This is a genomic window from Klebsiella sp. G-Nf4 (assembly GCF_002810615.1).
Classification (GTDB): Bacteria; Pseudomonadota; Gammaproteobacteria; order Enterobacterales; family Enterobacteriaceae; genus Klebsiella; species Klebsiella variicola.
The window spans coordinates 244,551-263,880 of sequence record NZ_PION01000002.1 but is presented as its reverse complement, the minus strand read 5'-3'; the positions used below and the strand labels follow the sequence as shown (position 1 = coordinate 263,880).

23 protein-coding genes are annotated in these 19,330 nt (G+C 57.4%); 7 read left to right on the top strand and 16 right to left on the bottom strand.

Going from position 1 to position 19,330, the window contains the following annotated elements; genetic code table 11:
* Positions 1–237: 237 nt before the first annotated feature.
* From CWM57_RS07380 to mutS, 4 genes are all read left to right on the top strand, one after another.
* On the top strand, positions 238–720 hold the full coding sequence (locus CWM57_RS07380; protein WP_002915094.1) for an Hcp family type VI secretion system effector: 483 nt from the start codon (positions 238–240) through the stop codon (positions 718–720).
* Between the two features lie 11 nt (positions 721–731).
* The gene (locus CWM57_RS07375) at positions 732–1,181 is read left to right on the top strand and encodes an STM2901 family protein (RefSeq protein WP_004188736.1); all 450 of its coding nucleotides are present in this window, start codon (positions 732–734) and stop codon (positions 1,179–1,181) included.
* Positions 1,166–1,513 (top strand): DUF1493 family protein, encoded by a 348-nt coding sequence (locus CWM57_RS07370; protein ID WP_008806210.1) that lies wholly within the window; start codon positions 1,166–1,168, stop codon positions 1,511–1,513. Before CWM57_RS07375 ends, CWM57_RS07370 begins: the two co-directional genes overlap by 16 nt.
* 269 nt (positions 1,514–1,782) lie before the next feature.
* Positions 1,783–4,344: a DNA mismatch repair protein MutS gene (gene mutS, locus CWM57_RS07365; RefSeq protein WP_100675840.1), complete on the top strand. Its 2,562-nt coding sequence runs from the start codon at positions 1,783–1,785 to the stop codon at positions 4,342–4,344.
* Between the two features lie 118 nt (positions 4,345–4,462).
* On the opposite strand, the gene CWM57_RS07360 is transcribed toward mutS, so the two are convergent.
* From CWM57_RS07360 to CWM57_RS07340, 4 genes are all read right to left on the bottom strand, one after another.
* Positions 4,463–4,615: a Hok/Gef family protein gene (locus CWM57_RS07360; RefSeq protein WP_002915097.1), complete on the bottom strand. Its 153-nt coding sequence runs from the start codon at positions 4,613–4,615 to the stop codon at positions 4,463–4,465.
* A gap of 338 nt (positions 4,616–4,953) precedes the next feature.
* Complete coding sequence (locus CWM57_RS07350; RefSeq protein ID WP_061153527.1) at positions 4,954–5,190, bottom strand: non-oxidative hydroxyarylic acid decarboxylases subunit D; 237 nt, start codon at positions 5,188–5,190, stop codon at positions 4,954–4,956.
* Positions 5,191–5,200: 10 nt separating this feature from the next.
* Positions 5,201–6,628 carry a non-oxidative hydroxyarylic acid decarboxylases subunit C gene (locus CWM57_RS07345; RefSeq protein ID WP_100631349.1) on the bottom strand — a complete coding sequence of 476 codons (1,428 nt, stop codon included), beginning with the start codon at positions 6,626–6,628 and terminating at the stop codon, positions 5,201–5,203.
* Positions 6,628–7,221: a non-oxidative hydroxyarylic acid decarboxylases subunit B gene (locus CWM57_RS07340; protein ID WP_074387748.1), complete on the bottom strand. Its 594-nt coding sequence runs from the start codon at positions 7,219–7,221 to the stop codon at positions 6,628–6,630. The genes CWM57_RS07345 and CWM57_RS07340 overlap by 1 nt, the downstream gene beginning before the upstream one ends.
* Positions 7,222–7,395: 174 nt before the next feature.
* Here CWM57_RS07340 and CWM57_RS07335 point away from each other — a divergent pair, with 174 nt between their 5' ends.
* Complete coding sequence (locus tag CWM57_RS07335) at positions 7,396–7,803, top strand: MarR family winged helix-turn-helix transcriptional regulator (protein ID WP_061153525.1); 408 nt, start codon at positions 7,396–7,398, stop codon at positions 7,801–7,803.
* Between the two features lie 8 nt (positions 7,804–7,811).
* Here CWM57_RS07335 and CWM57_RS07330 read toward each other — a convergent pair whose 3' ends face one another.
* Positions 7,812–8,699, bottom strand: a complete 888-nt coding sequence (locus tag CWM57_RS07330; RefSeq protein WP_100675839.1) for a LysR family transcriptional regulator — start codon at positions 8,697–8,699, stop codon at positions 7,812–7,814.
* Positions 8,700–8,807: 108 nt separating this feature from the next.
* Here CWM57_RS07330 and CWM57_RS07325 point away from each other — a divergent pair, with 108 nt between their 5' ends.
* Both CWM57_RS07325 and CWM57_RS07320 read left to right on the top strand, forming a co-directional pair.
* Positions 8,808–10,010 (top strand): MFS transporter, encoded by a 1,203-nt coding sequence (locus tag CWM57_RS07325; RefSeq protein ID WP_100631348.1) that lies wholly within the window; start codon positions 8,808–8,810, stop codon positions 10,008–10,010.
* Positions 10,007–10,384, top strand: a complete 378-nt coding sequence (locus CWM57_RS07320; RefSeq protein WP_100631347.1) for a DUF4440 domain-containing protein — start codon at positions 10,007–10,009, stop codon at positions 10,382–10,384. Before CWM57_RS07325 ends, CWM57_RS07320 begins: the two co-directional genes overlap by 4 nt.
* A 52-nt stretch (positions 10,385–10,436) precedes the next feature.
* On the opposite strand, the gene rpoS is transcribed toward CWM57_RS07320, so the two are convergent.
* From rpoS to cysN, 11 genes are all read right to left on the bottom strand, one after another.
* Positions 10,437–11,429 carry an RNA polymerase sigma factor RpoS gene (gene rpoS, locus CWM57_RS07315; protein ID WP_002915106.1) on the bottom strand — a complete coding sequence of 331 codons (993 nt, stop codon included), beginning with the start codon at positions 11,427–11,429 and terminating at the stop codon, positions 10,437–10,439.
* Between the two features lie 157 nt (positions 11,430–11,586).
* On the bottom strand, positions 11,587–12,717 hold the full coding sequence (gene nlpD, locus CWM57_RS07310; RefSeq protein WP_074387744.1) for a murein hydrolase activator NlpD: 1,131 nt from the start codon (positions 12,715–12,717) through the stop codon (positions 11,587–11,589).
* A gap of 125 nt (positions 12,718–12,842) precedes the next feature.
* Positions 12,843–13,469, bottom strand: a complete 627-nt coding sequence (locus CWM57_RS07305; RefSeq protein WP_002915108.1) for a protein-L-isoaspartate(D-aspartate) O-methyltransferase — start codon at positions 13,467–13,469, stop codon at positions 12,843–12,845.
* Positions 13,463–14,224, bottom strand: a complete 762-nt coding sequence (surE, locus tag CWM57_RS07300) for a 5'/3'-nucleotidase SurE (RefSeq protein WP_012540737.1) — start codon at positions 14,222–14,224, stop codon at positions 13,463–13,465. Before surE ends, CWM57_RS07305 begins: the two co-directional genes overlap by 7 nt.
* On the bottom strand, positions 14,205–15,254 hold the full coding sequence (gene truD / locus CWM57_RS07295) for a tRNA pseudouridine(13) synthase TruD (protein WP_008806221.1): 1,050 nt from the start codon (positions 15,252–15,254) through the stop codon (positions 14,205–14,207). The genes surE and truD overlap by 20 nt, the downstream gene beginning before the upstream one ends.
* A complete protein-coding gene (gene ispF, locus CWM57_RS07290) occupies positions 15,251–15,730 on the bottom strand; it encodes a 2-C-methyl-D-erythritol 2,4-cyclodiphosphate synthase (RefSeq protein WP_008806222.1) in 480 nt (159 codons plus the stop codon). The genes truD and ispF overlap by 4 nt, the downstream gene beginning before the upstream one ends.
* Entirely contained in the window at positions 15,730–16,440 is a 711-nt protein-coding gene (gene ispD / locus CWM57_RS07285; protein ID WP_074387742.1) for a 2-C-methyl-D-erythritol 4-phosphate cytidylyltransferase, read from the bottom strand. Before ispD ends, ispF begins: the two co-directional genes overlap by 1 nt.
* 19 nt (positions 16,441–16,459) lie before the next feature.
* Entirely contained in the window at positions 16,460–16,777 is a 318-nt protein-coding gene (ftsB, locus tag CWM57_RS07280) for a cell division protein FtsB (protein ID WP_002915156.1), read from the bottom strand.
* A gap of 140 nt (positions 16,778–16,917) precedes the next feature.
* Entirely contained in the window at positions 16,918–17,244 is a 327-nt protein-coding gene (locus CWM57_RS07275; RefSeq protein WP_008806224.1) for a DUF3561 family protein, read from the bottom strand.
* 50 nt (positions 17,245–17,294) lie between these two features.
* Positions 17,295–17,900, bottom strand: coding sequence for an adenylyl-sulfate kinase (gene cysC / locus CWM57_RS07270; RefSeq protein ID WP_002915158.1), 606 nt, complete (start codon positions 17,898–17,900; stop codon positions 17,295–17,297).
* Positions 17,900–19,327: a sulfate adenylyltransferase subunit CysN gene (gene cysN, locus CWM57_RS07265; RefSeq protein WP_074387740.1), complete on the bottom strand. Its 1,428-nt coding sequence runs from the start codon at positions 19,325–19,327 to the stop codon at positions 17,900–17,902. The genes cysC and cysN overlap by 1 nt, the downstream gene beginning before the upstream one ends.
* Between the last annotated feature and the right edge of the window lie 3 nt (positions 19,328–19,330).

Sequence of the window (19,330 nt, the reverse complement as noted above, 5' to 3'; positions counted from 1 at the left end):
ACGCTTTCTGGCAATAATTGCCTGCATTATATTATTGAGGGTCATTTATATTTAAAATCTATACCAATGGCGTAATAACCCAATGAAATATTTACGACAGCTATTTTTAAATATAAACCATCATTACAGAGAAGATATTTCCCGTATTAATCCAAAAACGACACATTGATTATTTACTGCGCTTAATCAACTCGATACACTGTTTTCTTACTAATGATAATAGAGGGAAGAAGAAGCATGGCTATTCCAGGTAATATGTGGATATACGACGACGGTGGGGCACTAATCAAAGGTGGTTGTGATGTTGCAGACAGGGAGTTCAGCATCGAATTTAAAGGGTTTCATCACAATCTCTCCATTCCCACTGATAATGCCACTGGCAAGCCTACCGGCACTCGTCAGCACTCACCAATGATCATCGTTAAAGAATTCGACTATTCCAGTCCATACCTCTACAAAGCAGTAGCTACTGGTCAGAACCTGAAATCTGCTGAAATCAAATGGTATAAAATCAGCGATGCAGGTCAAGAAGTGGAATACTTCAATATGCTACTTGAAGGCGTCCGAATCGTATCAATATCTCCTACAATGGCTTCCCCAGAAGACAAGAACAACAACCATCTTGAATCTGTCGAACTTAGATATGAGAAGATCACCTGGAAACATTGTGACGGAAATATAATTTTCACCGATGCCTGGAATGAAAGACAAACAGCATAATAGATGAGCAAATGGATACGACAGAAGAACTAAATGGAACCTATTTCTATCACGGACAATCCAATCTTTCGGCTGGTGAACTTTTTGATGTCATTTTTCTTGAACAATTTTGTGACGAACTTGGCATTGGTATTGAATCTGGTGCCGCTATCCTCGCCGGGCAACCTTGGCTAAAAACCAGAACAAAGCCAGGAGAGGCAATAAAAGGAACAAGTGTTGTTTCTAAATATGGAAGGATGCTTCTGAGAAATGCAAAAACTCCATTTGGTATTAGGGTTCCTACACCCGTTGGTGTAAGAATGAGAAAAACGAATAGTCTTGCTGCTGTTATCGCCCGTTATGTTCCGTGGTTAGGTTGGATAGGACTTGTAAACTCAATTTATCAAGTTTCAAGAAAAACTCAGGAAAAATACAACCTAATAGCTCGCCCCAAAGACCGTATACAATGGACATCCTTTTAATGAAAAGCATTCAAGATCAGGTTTTAGACTTGTTTAAAGATGAGATCTCAACCCGTTTAGATAAAAATTGGAAAGAAATCCCATTGGAACTTGATTATGACTTATTTGATGCTCCCGGCGACGATCTGCATGACGCTTTAAATAAATTTGAACAAAAATTTAATGTTGATCTTTCCAGTGTTAAATGGTCGTGTTATTTCCCTTGGGAGAATACTCCAATGCTAACTCGGTGGTTTAAAGTAAAACGAGAAGATGTAGAAAAAACGCGTAAACCTTTAACTATCAAAATGTTTGCCGAATCAGCAAAAGCAGGTAAATGGCTTTACGACTAGCAACCACAAGCCGTTGGTCGTAACGAGGTCTGCGGCCAGAAGGCAGAACAACATCGACGGCGAACGTAATGTATGAAGACGATCGCGTGGCGGCGGTTCAATTACTGTGACGGTACCCCGCCCCCTCTGCAACTGGAATCCGGATCGCGCCGCGCGCTTTCGTCGGTTTCCCTCACCTGCCCATCTCCGTTATTATGTCTCATCCATGTGATAACGACGACAACTACAAAATCGCAGCCATTTCAAATCAGGGATCTGGATAACACCCCATGAGCACAATTGACAATCTCGACGCCCACACGCCGATGATGCAGCAGTATCTCAAGCTGAAGGCGCAACATCCTGACATTCTACTGTTTTACCGGATGGGGGATTTTTACGAGCTATTTTATGACGATGCGAAACGCGCGTCGCAGCTGCTCGATATCTCGCTGACCAAGCGCGGCGCCTCCGCGGGCGAACCCATCCCGATGGCCGGCATCCCCCACCACGCGGTGGAGAACTACCTCGCCAAACTGGTCAACCAGGGCGAGTCGGTGGCCATTTGCGAGCAGATTGGCGACCCGGCCACCACCAAGGGACCGGTCGAGCGTAAAGTGGTGCGTATCGTTACGCCGGGCACCATCAGCGATGAAGCGCTGCTGCAGGAACGCCAGGACAACCTGCTGGCCGCCATCTGGCAGGACAGCAAGGGCTTTGGCTACGCGACGCTGGATATCAGCTCCGGGCGCTTTCGCCTGAGTGAACCGGCCGACCGCGAAACCATGGCGGCAGAGCTGCAGCGTACTAATCCGGCGGAACTGCTGTATGCGGAAGATTTTGCCGAATTGTCGCTGATCGAGGGCCGCCGCGGTCTGCGCCGTCGCCCGCTGTGGGAATTTGAAATCGACACCGCGCGCCAGCAGCTTAACCTGCAGTTCGGCACCCGCGATCTGGTCGGCTTCGGCGTGGAAAACGCCCCACGCGGCCTGTGCGCCGCCGGCTGCCTGCTGCAGTATGTCAAAGACACTCAGCGCACCTCGCTGCCGCACATCCGTTCCATCACCATGGAACGCCAGCAGGACAGCATCATTATGGATGCCGCCACCCGCCGTAACCTCGAGATCACCCAGAATCTGGCCGGCGGCACCGACAACACCCTGGCCTCGGTACTCGACTGTACGGTGACGCCGATGGGCAGCCGGATGCTCAAGCGCTGGCTGCATATGCCGGTCCGCGATACCGCCGTGCTGGTGGAGCGCCAGCAGACCATCGGCGCGCTACAGGAGCGCTATACCGAGCTGCAGCCGGTGCTGCGCCAGGTCGGCGATCTGGAACGTATTCTGGCGCGTCTGGCGCTGCGTACCGCCCGTCCACGCGATTTAGCCCGCATGCGTCATGCCCTGCAGCAGTTGCCGCTGCTGCGTGAGCTGCTGGCCGACGTTGACCGTCAGCCGGTGCAAAAATTGCGCGAGAAAATGGGCGAGTTCACCGAACTGCGCGAACTGCTGGAGCGCGCGGTGATTGACGCGCCGCCGGTGCTGGTCCGTGACGGCGGAGTCATCGCCCCGGGCTATAGCGAAGAGCTGGACGAGTGGCGTGCGCTGGCCGATGGCGCCACCGATTATCTCGATAAACTGGAGATCCGCGAGCGCGAGCGGCTGGGCCTCGATACCCTGAAAGTCGGCTACAACGCCGTCCACGGCTACTACATCCAGATCAGCCGCGGCCAGAGCCACCTCGCGCCGATCCACTACGTGCGCCGCCAGACGCTGAAGAACGCCGAACGCTACATTATTCCTGAGCTGAAGGAATACGAAGATAAGGTGCTGACCTCCAAGGGCAAAGCGCTGGCACTGGAAAAACAGCTTTATGACGAACTGTTCGACCTGCTGCTGCCGCATCTCGCCGACCTGCAAACCAGCGCCAGCGCGCTGGCCGAGCTGGACGTGCTGGTCAACCTGGCGGAGCGCGCGGAAACCCTGAACTACTGCTGCCCGACCTTTAGCGATAAGCCAGGTATTCGCATCAGCGAAGGCCGCCATCCGGTGGTCGAGCAGGTGCTGAAAGAGCCGTTTATCGCCAACCCGCTGCAGCTAGCGCCGCAGCGGCGGATGCTGATCATCACCGGGCCGAACATGGGCGGTAAAAGTACCTATATGCGCCAGACCGCGCTGATTGCGCTGCTGGCCTATATCGGCAGCTACGTCCCGGCGCAGAAGGTGGAGATCGGACCCATCGATCGCATCTTTACCCGCGTCGGCGCGGCGGATGACCTGGCCAGCGGCCGCTCGACCTTTATGGTGGAGATGACGGAAACCGCCAATATTCTGCACAACGCCACCGAACACAGCCTGGTGCTGATGGATGAGATTGGCCGCGGCACGTCCACCTACGACGGGCTATCGCTGGCGTGGGCCTGTGCGGAAAATCTGGCCAACAAAATCAAGGCGCTGACGCTGTTCGCCACCCACTACTTCGAGCTCACTCAGCTGCCGGAGAAAATGGAAGGCGTCGCCAACGTCCACCTCGACGCGCTGGAGCACGGCGACACCATCGCCTTTATGCACAGCGTGCAGGACGGCGCGGCCAGCAAGAGCTATGGCCTGGCGGTCGCCGCGCTGGCCGGGGTGCCGAAAGAGGTGATCAAGCGCGCGCGGCAGAAACTGCGCGAGCTGGAGAGCATCTCGCCCAACGCGGCGGCGACCCAGGTCGACGGCACGCAGATGTCGCTGCTCGCCGCCCCGGAAGAGACCTCGCCTGCGGTTGAGGCGCTGGAGAATCTTGATCCGGACTCCCTGACCCCGCGTCAGGCGCTGGAGTGGATCTACCGTCTGAAGAGTCTGGTCTAGCAACCCATTAAGGTGAAAAACGGCAGCGCCGCTCAGCGCTGCCGTTTTAGCAAACAAAAAATGGGTGCAAGAGGATGCGTCCTGACAACCCATACGCGGGGTTGCCCCCGCGCGGATGCTACTTCTTCGATTCGTAAGCGAGAACAGCTTTAAACTCAATATTACGCTCTTTAATACTCAGCTCGCATAGTGAGCTGTGCACCAACAGCGTAAATCCCAGTACCGTAATACAGAGTACGATGATTGCCACAAGGGCATATTTTGTCAGCATATCTTGCCTCCCTGCAAAGAAGAGACTAACATCTGAATTGTCTGTGTTCATTCGCTAGCCTCAGTTGATAGAAATATCTCCTGGGGCTTTCGTCTGTCTGGGGTCCTGGTCATGCTCAAGGCCAGACAGCCTCAAGCACCCGCCGCTATTCTATACTCGTCAGGGCGTGAAATTTATCTGCAAGGCATTAATCAGACGGATTTTATAATAATCTGGAAGCAGGCTCGCAAAGTCATCCCAGCATATTAACCCTTCACGTAATTTTTTAATTTAATGAAAAAATAGCTTCCATAATTGTACTAAATATAAAAAAGGCCCGACTTAGCGGGCCCGTTTTATTAACGCTTATCTTCCGGCAATAGCGGCGGTACGTGTGGAACCTGTGGTGCCTCATCAATATCTTTCTGCGTCATGCGGAACGCTTCCGGATAGTGCTCGCGGCTGGTGCGGCGCAGCGGCTCAGTATTTCGCCAGGTATAAAGACAGTGCTGGCACTGATACACGGTCCAGACCCCTTTCACCGGCGACGTCGCCATCACTTCAATCTTTTCATCGGCGCAACGTGGACAAATCATCTTTTTCTCCTTATTTACGGTTGGCCAGCATAGCGGTCAGTTTTTCAGCCCAGGCTTTGGTTTCCGGCAGATCCTGCACCGGCTGGCTGTAGTGGCCGCGAAGGTCCGGCGCAACCGGGGTGGTGGCGTCGATAATCAGTTTGTCGGTGATGCCCGCCGGGCTGGAGCCTGGGTCAAGTTCAAGGACCGACATGTTCGGCAACTGCACCAGGTCACCCGCCGGGTTAACCTTCGAGGAGAGCGCCCACATCACCTGCGGCAGGTTGAACGGGTCAACATCTTCATCAACCATGATCACCATCTTCACATAGCCGAGGCCGTGCGGAGTAGTCATCGCCCGCAGGCCCACCGCGCGGGCAAAACCGCCATAGCGTTTTTTGGTGGAGATGATCGCCAGCAGACCATGGGTGTACATGGCGTTGACCGCCTGCACTTCCGGAAACTCGGCCTTCAGCTGCTGATACAGCGGCACACAGGTCGCCGGCCCCATCAGATAGTCAATTTCGGTCCACGGCATACCGAGATAGAGCGATTCAAAAATCGGTTTGCTGCGATACGAGACTTTGTCGATACGCACTACCGTCATGTTACGACCACCGGAGTAGTGACCGGTAAACTCACCGAACGGCCCCTCGATCTCACGCTTACGCCCTTCAATGACCCCTTCGAGGATCACTTCCGACCCCCAGGGTACATCAAAGCCGGTCAGCGGCGCGGTGGCGATGGGATACGGGCTCTCGCGCAGCGCGCCAGCCATTTCATATTCCGACTGATCGTATTTCAGCGGCGTGGCGCCCATCAGGGTAATAATCGGGTCGTTACCGAGGGTGATGGCAATCGGCAGATCTTCCCCACGCTCTTCCGCTTTATGCAGATGCAGCGCGATATCATGCATCGGCACCGGCTGCAGGCCGAGCTTGCGCTTGCCTTTCACTTCCATGCGGTAGATACCGACGTTTTGCTTACCGAAGTTGTCAGGATCAAGCGGGTCGCGTGATACGACACAGGCTTTGTCGAGGTAGAAACCGCCGTCACCATCGTTGAGGCGGAACAGCGGCAGAATATCGAACAGGTTGATATCGTCGCCATCAACGGTGTTTTCCGCCCACGCCGGGTTGGCGCGGCGCTCTGGCGTCACCGGGAATTTATCCCAGCGGCGAATGAATTCATCAATCTGCTTTTTCACCGGCGTGTTAGGCGGCAGGCCCAGCGAGATGGCATGGTTCTGCCACGAACCGATGGTGTTCATCGTCACGCGGGCGTCAGTAAAGCCACGAATATTATCGAACCACAGTGCCGGGGCGCCGTCGCCGATGCGTCCGGTAGCATTGGCGGCCGCCGCCAGATCGGGCTCGGCGTTTACCTCTTCACTGATTTTTAGCAGTTGTCCCTGGTCATCCAGCGCCTGCAAAAAGCTGCGCAAATCATCAAAAGCCATTATTCGATCTCCTGTGCAAATTGTTCTGCCGTGCGTAAGCCGCTCCAGCGGCGCGCTTTGTGATAGTCGAGGCCAAACTGATCCAGCACCCGAGTCACAATATGATTGGTGATATCGTCAACCGTCTCCGGGTGGTTGTAGTAAGCTGGCATCGGCGGCACCATCGCCACGCCCATGCGCGACAGCGCCAGCATGTTCTCCAGATGGATCGTGCTGAGCGGCATTTCCCGCGGGACCAGCACCAGCTTGCGCCCCTCTTTGAGCACCACGTCCGCCGCGCGGCCCACCAGCCCTTCGGCATAGCCCGCGCGAATGCCTGCCAGCGTTTTCATACTGCAGGGAATAACGATCATGCCGTCGGTACGAAATGAACCGGATGAAATGGTGGCGGCCTGGTCAGCCGGGCTGTGGGAAAAGTCCGCCAGCGCGGCCACTTCGCGCGCTGTCCAGGGCGTTTCCAGCTCGATGGTGGTTTTGGCCCACTTCGACATCACCAGGTGGGTTTCCACCTCCGGCATATCACGTAGCGCCTGCAGCAATGCCACCCCAAGCGGAGCCCCGGTGGCCCCCGTCATCCCAATAATCAGTTTCATTCCAGACCTCATTCATTTTGTTCGTACACGAACTTTATATTTAAATTACCCTCTCCGGACGGCGATGACAAGATCGTTCGTATACGTGCGCATTTTTAATCAAAAACGCAGAAAGGGTATAAAATGGCGTACGAACGGCTATCATAGAGGTGACAGTTTTGTTACGGAGTATTCATGGAGTTACGAAACGAAGCATTTCACCTGCTGCGCCAGCTTTTTCAACAACATACCGCCCGCTGGCAGCAAGCGTTACCGGATCTGACTAAACCTCAGTACGCGGTGATGCGCTCGGTAGCGGAGCAGCCGGGTATCGAGCAGGTCGTGCTGATTGAAGCGGCGGTCAGTACCAAGGCCACGCTGGCGGAGATGCTCAGCCGGATGGAGGCACGCGGCCTGGTGCGCCGTGAGCACGATCCCGCCGATAAACGCCGCCGTTTTGTCTATCTGACCGAACAAGGCGAGGCGTTGCTTAACCGTTCGATTCCGCAGGGCAATGAGATCGATGACGAGTTTCTCGGCCGCCTGAGCGATGACGAACGCGAACAGTTCTCCCGGCTGGTGCGCAAAATGATGGCGCCCTGAGCGGTCAATTAAACGACCTTCTCACGCAGGAAATCGATAAACGCCCGCACCCGGGTCGGCATATGCTGCGCATCGGGATAAAGGGCATACACGCCTTGCTGTGGGAAATGGTATTCCGGCAGGAGCGGCACCAGCCCCCGCTGCGCCACTTTTTTGGCTACCAGCCATGCCGGCAGCAAGGCGATGCCGCACCCGGCCAGAGCAAAGCTCATCAGCGCCGTAGCGCTGTCGGCTGAAAAGCGCGGCGCGCTGGCAATGGCGAAATCCACCTCTGTCTGTTGATCCGTTCGCAGCTGCCAGCGCAGCGGCGCCGACAGACGCTCATGAATAATCCAGTCGGCTTGCGCCAGATCGGACAGCGTCTGCACCGGATGGCTTGCCAGCCAGGCCGGAGAGGCGACGGGCAGGATCGCGAAACTGGCTATCCTCGTCGCCCGATAGCGGGAATCGGCCAGCGTACCGAGGCGTATCGCCACATCAAATCGTTCTGAAATGAGGTCCGCATGATGGGAGGACGAAACGTGGCGCACCCGCAGCGCCGGGTGACGACGGGCAAACGCGGCCAGCGCCGGAATGATGACCTGCGCGCCATACTCCGGCGTGGTGGTGATCCGCAGCTCTCCACTTAAGCCGGTATGGCTGGCCCGCACCTCATCCTGCAGATTTTCCGCCGCTTTCAGCAGCGCCACCCCGCGCTGATAGAACAGCGCCCCGGCGTCGGTGAGGCGCAGACGACGCGTTGAGCGCAGCAGCAGGGTCACCCCCAGTTCATTTTCCAGCTGCCGTACGTTAAAACTGACCACCGCCTTGGTCTGCCCCAGCGCCGCAGCGGCCAGGGTGAAGCTGCCGGCATCCACCACGGCGATAAACATGGTCACACGCTGAAGATTAAGCATTGTCGTCCGGATGATTGTCAAAAATATTCAGACAGTATATCCCGATTCACCCCATTTATCCCCCGCAGAACCGGGTTTACAGTAGCCGCCTGTCTGAGGGAGTGAACCATGACCTATCGCCACCGCGTTGCCACCGTTTTTCTGTTCGGCTTTTTTCTCGATTTAATCAATATGTTTATCGCCAGCATCGCCTTCCCGGCCATCAGCCGCGCGCTGACGGTTTCCGTCTCTCAGCTGGCGTGGGTCAGCAATGCTTATATTCTCGGTCTGACGGTCGTCGTACCGTTCAGTGCCTGGCTTAGTCAGCGCTGGGGGGCGAAACGACTGTTTTTACTCTCGCTGGGGCTGTTCAGCCTCGGCGCGCTGGCGGCAGGGCTTGCCAGCAGTCTCGGCGAGCTGATTTTCTGGCGGACGCTGCAGGGGATGGGCGGCGGGCTGTTAATCCCCCTTGGCCAGGCATTGACGTGGCCGCTGTTTCAGCCGCATGAGCGGGCGAAACTGTCGGCGGCGGTGATGCTGGTCGGCCTGCTGGCACCAGCCTGCTCGCCGGCAATCGGCGGCCTGTTAGTCCAGGCCTTCAGCTGGCGCTGGGTCTTTTTCGCCAGCCTGCCTGTGGCTCTGCTAACCTTTGTGCTGGCGGTGCGATGGCTGAACGACAGCCCCGGCCCGGTTCGCCCAACTCGCTTTCTTCCGCTGTCGTTGCTGGCCGATCCTCTGCTGCGCTTCGCGATGCTGATCTACCTCTGCGTACCGGGGATGTTTATTGGCGTCAACGTGGTCGGGATGTTCTACCTGCAACGCGTCACCGGGATGGCGCCGGGGGCCATCGGTGCCCTGATGGTGCCCTGGTCGCTGGCCTCGTTCGCCGCCATCACGTTTACCGGCAGGTATTTCAACCGCTTCGGGCCACGACCGCTGGTGATGGTTGGCTGCTTGCTACAGGCGGCGGGGATCCTGCTGCTGCTGAAGATCGATGCGCACAGCCCGCTGGCGCTGTTGATTCTGGCCTTTACGCTGATGGGCGGAGGAGGCAGCTTATGCAGCAGCACCGCGCAAAGCAGCGCCTTCCTGCATACGCCTGCCGAAGAGATGCCTGACGCCAGCGCGCTGTGGAATCTGAACCGCCAGCTCAGCTTCTTTGCCGGCAGCGCGCTGCTCGCCCTGCTGCTGAGGGGATTTCCGCCGGCCTACGCCTGGCAAATCGTGTTTATTAGCGCCGCCGCCATCACCCTGTTGCCGCTGCTGTTTTGCCTGCGGCTGAATAATCAGGCGATTATCCATCGCCTGCACACCACTCTGGAGAAGTCATGAACCCTTATCTGCAGGAAGTCCTCGACGCCCATGTCCTTATCGAACGCTGGTTAAGCCAGGGGGAAGGAAGCGCTGAGGCACTGATGACACGTTTTGCCGCCGAATTCACCATGATCCCTCCGGGCGGCGAGAAGATGGACTACCCGGCGGTGAGCCGTTTTTTCCACCATGCGGGCGCAACCCGTCCGGGATTACACATCGTGGTGGATCAGGCGAAAATCATTAGCGAGTGGCACGACGGCGCCGCAGTGCTATACCGTGAAAGCCAAACGCTGGCGGATGGCAGTGAGAACGTACGCTGGTCGACGGCGATTTTTCAGCAAGCGGAAGGGAAAATTATCTGGCGTCATCTGCAGGAAACCCGCCTCGGCTAGCGCAAAGAAAAAGGCCCCGACTGTCGAGGGGGCCTTTTTGAGAGAAAAGATCTTATTCGCGGAAGAGCGCTTCGATATTCAGCCCCTGCCCCTGCAGAATTTCCCGCAGGCGACGCAGACCTTCCACCTGGATCTGCCGCACACGCTCGCGGGTGAGGCCAATTTCACGGCCCACATCTTCCAGCGTGGCTGCTTCATAACCCAGCAGACCGAAACGACGCGCCAGAACTTCACGCTGCTTGGCGTTCAGTTCGAACAGCCATTTGACGATGCTTTGCTTCATATCATCGTCCTGCGTGGTGTCTTCCGGGCCGTTCTCTTTCTCATCGGCCAGAATATCCAGCAGCGCTTTTTCTGAATCGCCACCCAGCGGAGTATCCACGGAGGTGATGCGCTCGTTCAGACGCAGCATACGGCTGACGTCATCGACCGGTTTGTCCAGCTGTTCGGCAATCTCTTCCGCACTCGGCTCGTGGTCCAGCTTATGGGACAACTCGCGCGCGGTACGCAGATAGACGTTCAGCTCTTTAACAATGTGGATCGGCAAACGGATCGTACGGGTTTGGTTCATGATCGCCCGTTCAATGGTCTGGCGGATCCACCAGGTCGCATAAGTCGAAAAACGGAACCCACGTTCCGGGTCAAACTTCTCAACGGCGCGGATCAGGCCGAGGTTACCTTCTTCAATCAGATCCAGCAGCGCCAGACCACGATTGCTGTAACGACGGGCAATCTTCACCACCAGACGCAGGTTGCTTTCAATCATGCGACGGCGTGAAGCGACATCACCACGCAGTGCGCGACGCGCGAAATAGACTTCCTCTTCCGCGGTCAGCAGTGGGGAATAACCAATCTCTCCAAGATAAAGCTGAGTGGCGTCAAGTACGCGTTGTGTTGCGCCTTGCGACAGTAGCTCTTCCTCAGCCAGATCGCTATCACTGGGTTCCTCTTCTACTAAGGCCTTCTCGTCGAAAACCTCAATTCCGTTCTCATCAAATTCCGCGTCTTCATTTAAATCATGAACTTTCAGCGTATTCTGACTCATAAAGGTGGCTCCTACCCGTGATCCCTGAGCAAAGCACCTTCCACGGCACATCAACAAACGACGCCTGGACGATTTCCCCTGCCCTCTCTGCGAGAGTAGCGTAGACACCGCCCTGGCGCCTGTTAGCTGATGCTTCGCTTATCCGTACTTTGCCAAATTATCGCTGCGGTAAGTACTGCAGCGGGTTGACGGATTTCCCCTTGTAACGAATTTCAAAATGTAATCTTGTTGAGCTGGTTCCGGTGCTACCCATGGTAGCGATTTTCTGCCCCGCTTTGACTTCCTGTTGCTCCCGAACCAGCATGGTATCGTTATGAGCGTAGGCACTCAGGTAATCATCGTTGTGTTTGATGATAATAAGATTACCGTAGCCGCGCAGTGCGTTACCGGCATAGACGACGCGCCCATCGGCGGTCGCGACAATAGCCTGTCCCTTACTGCCTGCAATGTCGATACCTTTATTGCCGCCTTCCGCGCCGCTAAAGTTCTCGATAACCTTGCCATCAGTCGGCCAGCGCCATGATGAGATCGGCGAACTGGTTGACGTACTGCTTGCAGTCGGCTGGGTTGTGCTCACCGTTGTTGGTGCCGTCACCGGCGCGACAACCGTTGTGGTCGTGGTCGCGGGTTTATTATTAGGCAACATCTTGGTAGCACTCTGTTCACCTGAAGATTCAGAATACGTAATAGTCGGTTGTGAAGCAACCACCGCGGTCGATTTTTGTGCAGAAGTTGTGGTGGCTGTCGCACCGCCGCTCGCCCTTGCGCTGGCCTGAGAAACGGCGTTTTCACCGGTGATCGGCTGGCCTGAGGCGTTGCCGACCTGCAGCACCTGACCCACGTTCAGCGCGTACGGGGCCGGGACATTGTTGCGTTGCGCCAGGTCGCGGAAATCGTTGCCGGTGACCCACGCGATATAGAACAGCGTGTCTCCCCGTCTTACCGTATAGGTACTGCCACCGGTATAGCTACCTTTCGGAATATCGCCATATTTGCGGTTGTAAACGATCTTACCGTTCACCGTCTGCACCGGCTCCTGCGCCATCGGCGTCGGCTGAATGGTTTGGGTCTGTACCGGCTGAATCGGCTGCGCCTGAGGAGCAGACTTGACGCCGGAGGATGGCGGCGTAATCAGCATGCCGGAGTTGGTGCTGGAAGAGGCGGCACCGCCGGCAGAGCTAACCGGCGCTGGCGGATTATTGGTGTTGGTACACCCGGCCAGCCAGAGTGAAACCAGTGAAAGAGCCGCAATACGGCTGACGGTAAATTTGGTGCTTCCCGCGCTCATTTATCCCCCAGGAATATGTTAACTGCCAATATCTTGCTTACCGGGCGGCGCCCGGCCAGGACACTGAAAAATGTGTCCACCCTACGCCTAAAGTCAGGCAAAAAAAACCTGGAATAATCCGGGTCTCAGGCCAGCTCCCCCTTCACCAGGGGAACAAAGCGAACGGCCTCGACGGTATCAATGATAAATTCGTTGCCCCGGCGACGGATCCGTTTGAGAAACTGATGCTCTTCGCCAACCGGCAGCACCAGCACGCCATCGTCATCCAGCTGCGCCAGCAGCGCGGTTGGAATCTCCGGCGGCGCCGCCGTCACAATAATGGCATCAAACGGCGCCCGTGCCTGCCAACCTTGCCACCCATCGCCATGACGGGTTGAAACATTATGTAAATCAAGTTGTTTCAGGCGACGACGCGCCTGCCACTGTAAACTCTTAATCCGCTCCACCGAGCAAACGTGATGCACCAGGTGCGCCAGGATGGCCGTCTGGTAGCCGGAACCAGTGCCGATCTCCAGCACGCGCGACTCCGGCGTCAGCGTCAGCAGCTCGGTCATCCGCGCCACCATGTAAGGCTGGGAGATGGTCTGCCCCTGGCCAATCGGCAGCGCGGTGTTTTCCCACGCTTTATGTTCAAAGGCTTCATCAACAAATTTTTCGCGCGGGACCAGCGCGATCGCCTCGAGGACACGCTCATCGACGATGCCCTGCGTGCGCAGTTGATTCAACAAACTTTCAACACGTTTACTTACCATTGCCCGTCAACCCCGACACGTTCCAGCCAATCGCTGACTACCTCATGCGCCTGATGGGCGGTTAAATCGACGTGCAATGGCGTCACGGAAACATAGCCTTCATCCACTGCCGCAAAATCGGTGCCCGGCCCGGCATCGCGCTTATCGCCCGGCGGGCCAATCCAGTACAGGGTGTTGCCGCGCGGATCTTTTTGCGGGATCACCTGGTCGGCAGGATGGCGGTTGCCGCAGCGGGTCACGCGAATGCCCTTGATTTGATCAAGCGGGAGATCCGGCACGTTGATGTTAAGGATCCGCCCGGTACGCAGCGGCTCGCGGCTTAAGGCGCGCAGAATGGTGCAGGTTACCGCCGCGGCGGTATCGTAATGTTGATAGCCGTTCAGCGACACAGCCAGCGCGGGGAACCCCAGATGACGGCCTTCCATCGCTGCGGCCACGGTGCCGGAATAGATGACGTCATCGCCCAGGTTGGGACCCGCGTTAATGCCGGAAACAACGATGTCCGGACGTGGGCGCATCAGCGCGTTCACGCCGAGATAGACACAGTCGGTCGGGGTGCCCATCTGGACGGCGATGTCGCCATTTTCAAAGGTAAACGTACGCAGGGATGATTCCAGCGTCAGCGAATTCGAGGCTCCGCTGCGGTTACGATCGGGTGCAACAACCTGGACCTCGGCAAACTCCCTTAAGGCCTTCGCCAGGGTCTGTATCCCCGGCGCATGGATCCCGTCATCGTTACTCAGCAATATTCGCATAGTCACCCGTTGTATTGATAAGCTCCCTGACCACGCTGGTGGCGAAGCTGCCCGCCGGCAGCCAGAAACGCAGTTCAACGGTTACGTCATCCCACCAGTTCCAGCTAAGCTGCTGCGGATAGAGAAGCATCGCCCGGCGCGCCGCCTCGACTTTCTCCCGCACCAACAGCGCCTGCAGCGAAGTTTCTTCGGCGATGGCGGCCTGCTCGGCGGCCAGAGCGTCGCGCTGGCTTCCCCAGTCGCCGCTGCCCGGCAGCGCAGCCGTGATCATCAGTTCGCGGTTGTGCACCCGCGCCTGCGAAACCTCGAGTTCTTCCGGTGTGACGACAAACCAGCTCCCACGCCCCGCTAATTGTAGCGCATCGCCATCAACAACCTGATTAAATTCCGTTTTTTTTAATCTAATACTGACTTGCTGATTAAACAACGCACTGCGGGCCGCCGACAACCAAAAACTGCGCTTATTGCGATCGCGCACCGGCGCGTCGCTTTCCGCCCAGCGCAACGCGCCCTGCAGATTACTGCCGCCAATGCCAAAGCGCTGCGCGCCGAAATAGTTCGGTACGCCCCGTTCAGCGATGGCCTGCAGACGCGTCTCCACGTCCTGGCGATCGCTAATCTCACGCAGGATCACGGTAAACTGGTTGCCTTTCAGCGCGCCTAAACGCAGCTTACGCTTATGGCGGGCATATTCCAGTACCTGGCAGCCCTCGAGCTGAAATTTGCTCAGGTCCGGCATCTCTTTGCCGGGCACCCGCGCGCACAGCCACTGCTCGGTGACGGCGTGCTTATCCTTTTGCCCGGCGAAGCTCACTTCACGGGCGTGGATCTTGAGGAATTTCGCCAGCGCGTCGGCGACAAAGCGCGTATTGCAGCCGTTTTTCAGGATCCGCACCAGCACATGTTCGCCTTCGCCGTCCGGCGCAAAGCCCAGGTCTTCCACCACCAGAAAGTCTTCCGGATTGGCTTTCAGCAGTCCGCTGCTCTGCGGCTTGCCGTGCAGCCAGGTCAGTTGGTCAAAGGCGATCATTTTTCGGCCTTACGCAGCAGCGCGACCGCTTCGCAGGCGATCCCTTCCCCACGGCCGGTGAAGCCCAGCTTCTCGGTGGTGGTCGCTTTCACGTTGACGTCGTCCATATGGCAGCCGAGATCTTCAGCGATAAAGACGCGCATCTGCGGAATATGCGGCAGCATCTTCGGCGCCTGGGCGATAATGGTGACGTCGACGTTGCCGAGCGTATAGCCTTTGGCCTGAATACGACGCCACGCTTCGCGCAGCAGTTCGCGGCTATCGGCGCCTTTAAACGCCGGATCGGTATCGGGGAACAGTTTGCCGATATCGCCGAGCGCCGCGGCGCCCAGCAGCGCGTCGGTCAGCGCATGCAGCGCGACGTCGCCGTCGGAGTGGGCCAGCAGCCCTTTTTCATAAGGAATGCGTACCCCGCCAATAATGATTGGGCCTTCACCGCCAAAAGCGTGTACGTCAAAACCATGTCCAATTCGCATTAAGCTTTCTCCTGGTGTCGGGAACGGGTGAGGTAAAATTCAGCCAGCGCCAGGTCTTCCGGGCGCGTCACTTTAATATTATCCGCGCGACCGGCGACCAGCTGCGGATGGAAGCCGCAGTACTCCAGCGCCGAGGCTTCATCCGTGATGGTCGCCCCCTCGTTCAGCGCCCGGGTGAGGCAATCCACCAGCAGCTCGCGAGGGAAAAATTGCGGGGTCAGCGCATGCCACAGGTCATTGCGATCGACGGTATGGGCGATAGCGGTTTTGCCCGGCTCGGCGCGCTTCATGGTGTCGCGCACCGGCGCCGCGAGGATCCCCCCGACACGGCTGGTTTCGCTGAGCGCCAGCAGGCGGCTGAGGTCGTCCTGATGCAGGCAGGGGCGCGCGGCGTCATGCACCAGCACCCACTGCGCCTCCGGCAACGCCTTCAGGCCCGCGAGCACGGAATCGGCGCGCTCGGCGCCGCCATCCACGACGGTAATTTGCGGGTGCTGCGCCAGCGGTAGCTGGCTGAAGCGCCGATCGCCGGGGCTGACGGCAATCACCACGCGCTGGACGCGCGCATCCGCCAGCAGCGCAGCGACCGCATGTTCGAGAATCGTTTTGTTACCGATTGAGAGATATTGTTTCGGGCATTCCGTTTGCATGCGGCGGCCAAAACCGGCTGCCGGCACCACGGCGCAAACGCCCGGAAAAGTGGCTGCCATGTTGTTATCCTGGGCCTGGTTATCGATTGTTCTGCTGTTGCCCCGATGCCTGGTTGCGTTTAGACGCATCCGGTACCAGACGATAGAAGGTTTCGCCCGGACGGGTCATACTGAGTTCATTGCGCGCGCGCTCCTCGATCGCTTCCTGCCCGCCGTTGAGGTCGTCAATTTCGGCAAATAGCTGATCGTTGCGTGCTTTTAATTTGGCGTTAGTCGCCTGCTGGGCGGTGACGTCGTCGTTAACCCGCGTGTAGTCGTGCAGGCCGTTTTTACCGAACCACAGCGAATACTGTAGCCAGACCAGCAAAGCTAATAATAGCAGCGTTAGTTTACCCATCCTGCCCCCTGACAAACGGCATCATCATCCCAAAACTCGCCCGGGTACGCTACCAGGGCGCGCGGACGATGCCGCGTAACGCGGGGACTGTACCATATTTTTGCTGCCGATACCCATGCTTGATTCATACCAGAAACGGGTTATCCCAACAGCCAGAGGAAGAGTAGCGCAAACATCAGCCCGACGGTCAGGATGGTCGCGCTGGCGCTATAGAGCAGCTTGCCATTGAGCAGAGAGTGCAGCGCAATACCGACCACTACCGCCACCGGCATCAACGCCAGGAAGAACGGCCAGGTGTAAAGGAGGAAGAAGAGCGTATTACTGCCATAGAGAAGGAAGGGAATACCCAGCGCCAGCAGCCATGAAATAAAGCCCACGGCAGCGCCCGACAGAGACCAGGTGGTCTCGTCGCCGATCGCCGGAGGCGGTTCTGAACGAATAATACTGAGGTTCTGGGTATTGCGCATATCGAATCCTGTAGACCGGGCAACCGGCACCCCTCGATGCCGCTGCCGTTTCAGGATCTGATAATATCGCTCTGTTGCAGCAGGTCTAATAGTTGGTGCACCAAATTTGTTACCAATTGTTCACCATCCAGATGAATTTCCGCCTTTTCCGGTGCCTCATAGACCGAGTCTATGCCGGTGAAATTGCGTAATTCCCCTGCCCGCGCCTTCTTGTACAATCCTTTCGGATCCCGCGCCTCGCAGATGGCCAGCGGGGTATCGACGAACACTTCGATGAAGCGTCCCTCCCCCAGGCGCTCGCGCACCATCTGCCGTTCCGCGCGGTGTGGTGATATAAATGCCGTCAATACCACCAGACCGGCATCGACCATCAGCCTGGCCACTTCGCCGACGCGGCGAATGTTCTCTTTGCGATCCTCATCACTGAATCCCAGATCGCTGCACAGGCCATGGCGCACATTGTCGCCGTCCAACAGATAGGTGCTGACGCCGCGCTCATGCAGCGCCTCCTCCAGCGCCCCGGCGACAGTGGATTTACCCGACCCCGAAAGGCCGGTAAACCACAGCACCACGCCGCGATGGCCGTGATGCTGTTCCCGCTGCTGCTGGGTCACAGGATGGGCATGCCAGACGACGTTTTCGTCATGCTGGGCCATTATTTGCCTCCCAGCAGGTCGCGGGCGTCCCAGTGCGGGAAGTGTTTACGGATCAGCTGGTTCAGCTCCAGCTCAAAGGCGCTGTACTGCGATGCCGAGGTCGACGCCTGCAGGTGCGGCTCGTTGACCATCCCGGCGCCCACGGTGACGTTGGTCAGGCGATCGATAAAGATAAGCCCGCCGGTCACCGGGTTTTGCTGATACGGATCCAGCACTAAAGGTTCGTCAAAGGTCAGCTCCACCAGCCCAATGCCGTTCAGCGGTAGAGACTCGACTTCACGTTGGGTCAGGTTGTTAATATCGACCTGGTAGCGGATAGCGTCGACGCGAGCGCGGGTCTTCTTCCCGGCGATTTTAATGTCGTAGCTCTGCCCCGGGGTCAGCGGCTGCTCGGCCATCCACACCACGTCGATGCTGGCGCTTTGCACCGCCGGCAGCGAGGCTTGCGCGTCAACCAGCAGGTCGCCGCGGCTGATGTCGATTTCATCTTTCAGCACAATGGTAACGGCTTCGCCGGCGGCAGCTTCCTGCAGGTCGCCGTCGAAGGTGACGATACGCGCCACGCTCGATTCGACGCCCGACGGCAGCACCTTCAGACGCTGGCCAACGGTAACCGTACCGGAGGCGACCGTGCCGGAGAAGCCGCGGAAATCGAGGTTCGGACGGTTAACATACTGCACCGGGAAGCGCAGCGGCTGGCTCTCGACCACCCGCTGGATCTCCACGGTTTCGAGGACTTCCAGCAGGGTCGGACCGCTGTACCACGGGATGTTCGCGCTCTGGCTGGCGACGTTATCGCCTTCCAGCGCCGACAGCGGTACAAAGCGGATATCGAGGTTGCCCGGCAGCTGCTCGGCAAAGGTCAGATAATCTTCACGGATCTCGTTGAAGCGCGCTTCGCTAAACTCGACGAGATCCATTTTGTTGACCGCCACCACCAGGTGTTTAATGCCCAGCAGCGTAGAGATAAAGCTGTGACGGCGGGTCTGGTCGAGCACGCCTTTACGCGCATCGATCAGCAGGATCGCCAGGTCGCAGGTTGACGCGCCGGTGGCCATATTGCGCGTGTACTGCTCGTGCCCCGGGGTGTCGGCGATGATAAATTTGCGTTTTTCGGTCGAGAAGTAGCGATAGGCGACATCGATGGTGATGCCCTGCTCGCGCTCAGCCTGCAGGCCGTCCACCAGCAGCGCCAGGTCCAGCTTTTCGCCCTGGGTACCGTGACGCTTACTGTCGTTGTGCAGAGACGACAGCTGGTCTTCATAGATCTGGCGCGTATCGTGCAGCAAACGGCCAATTAAGGTGCTTTTGCCGTCATCTACGCTGCCGCAGGTCAGAAAACGCAGCAGGCTCTTGTGCTGTTGCGCGTGCAGGTAAGCTTCTACGCCGCCTTCATTAGCAATTTGTTGGGCAATTGTCGTGTTCATGGC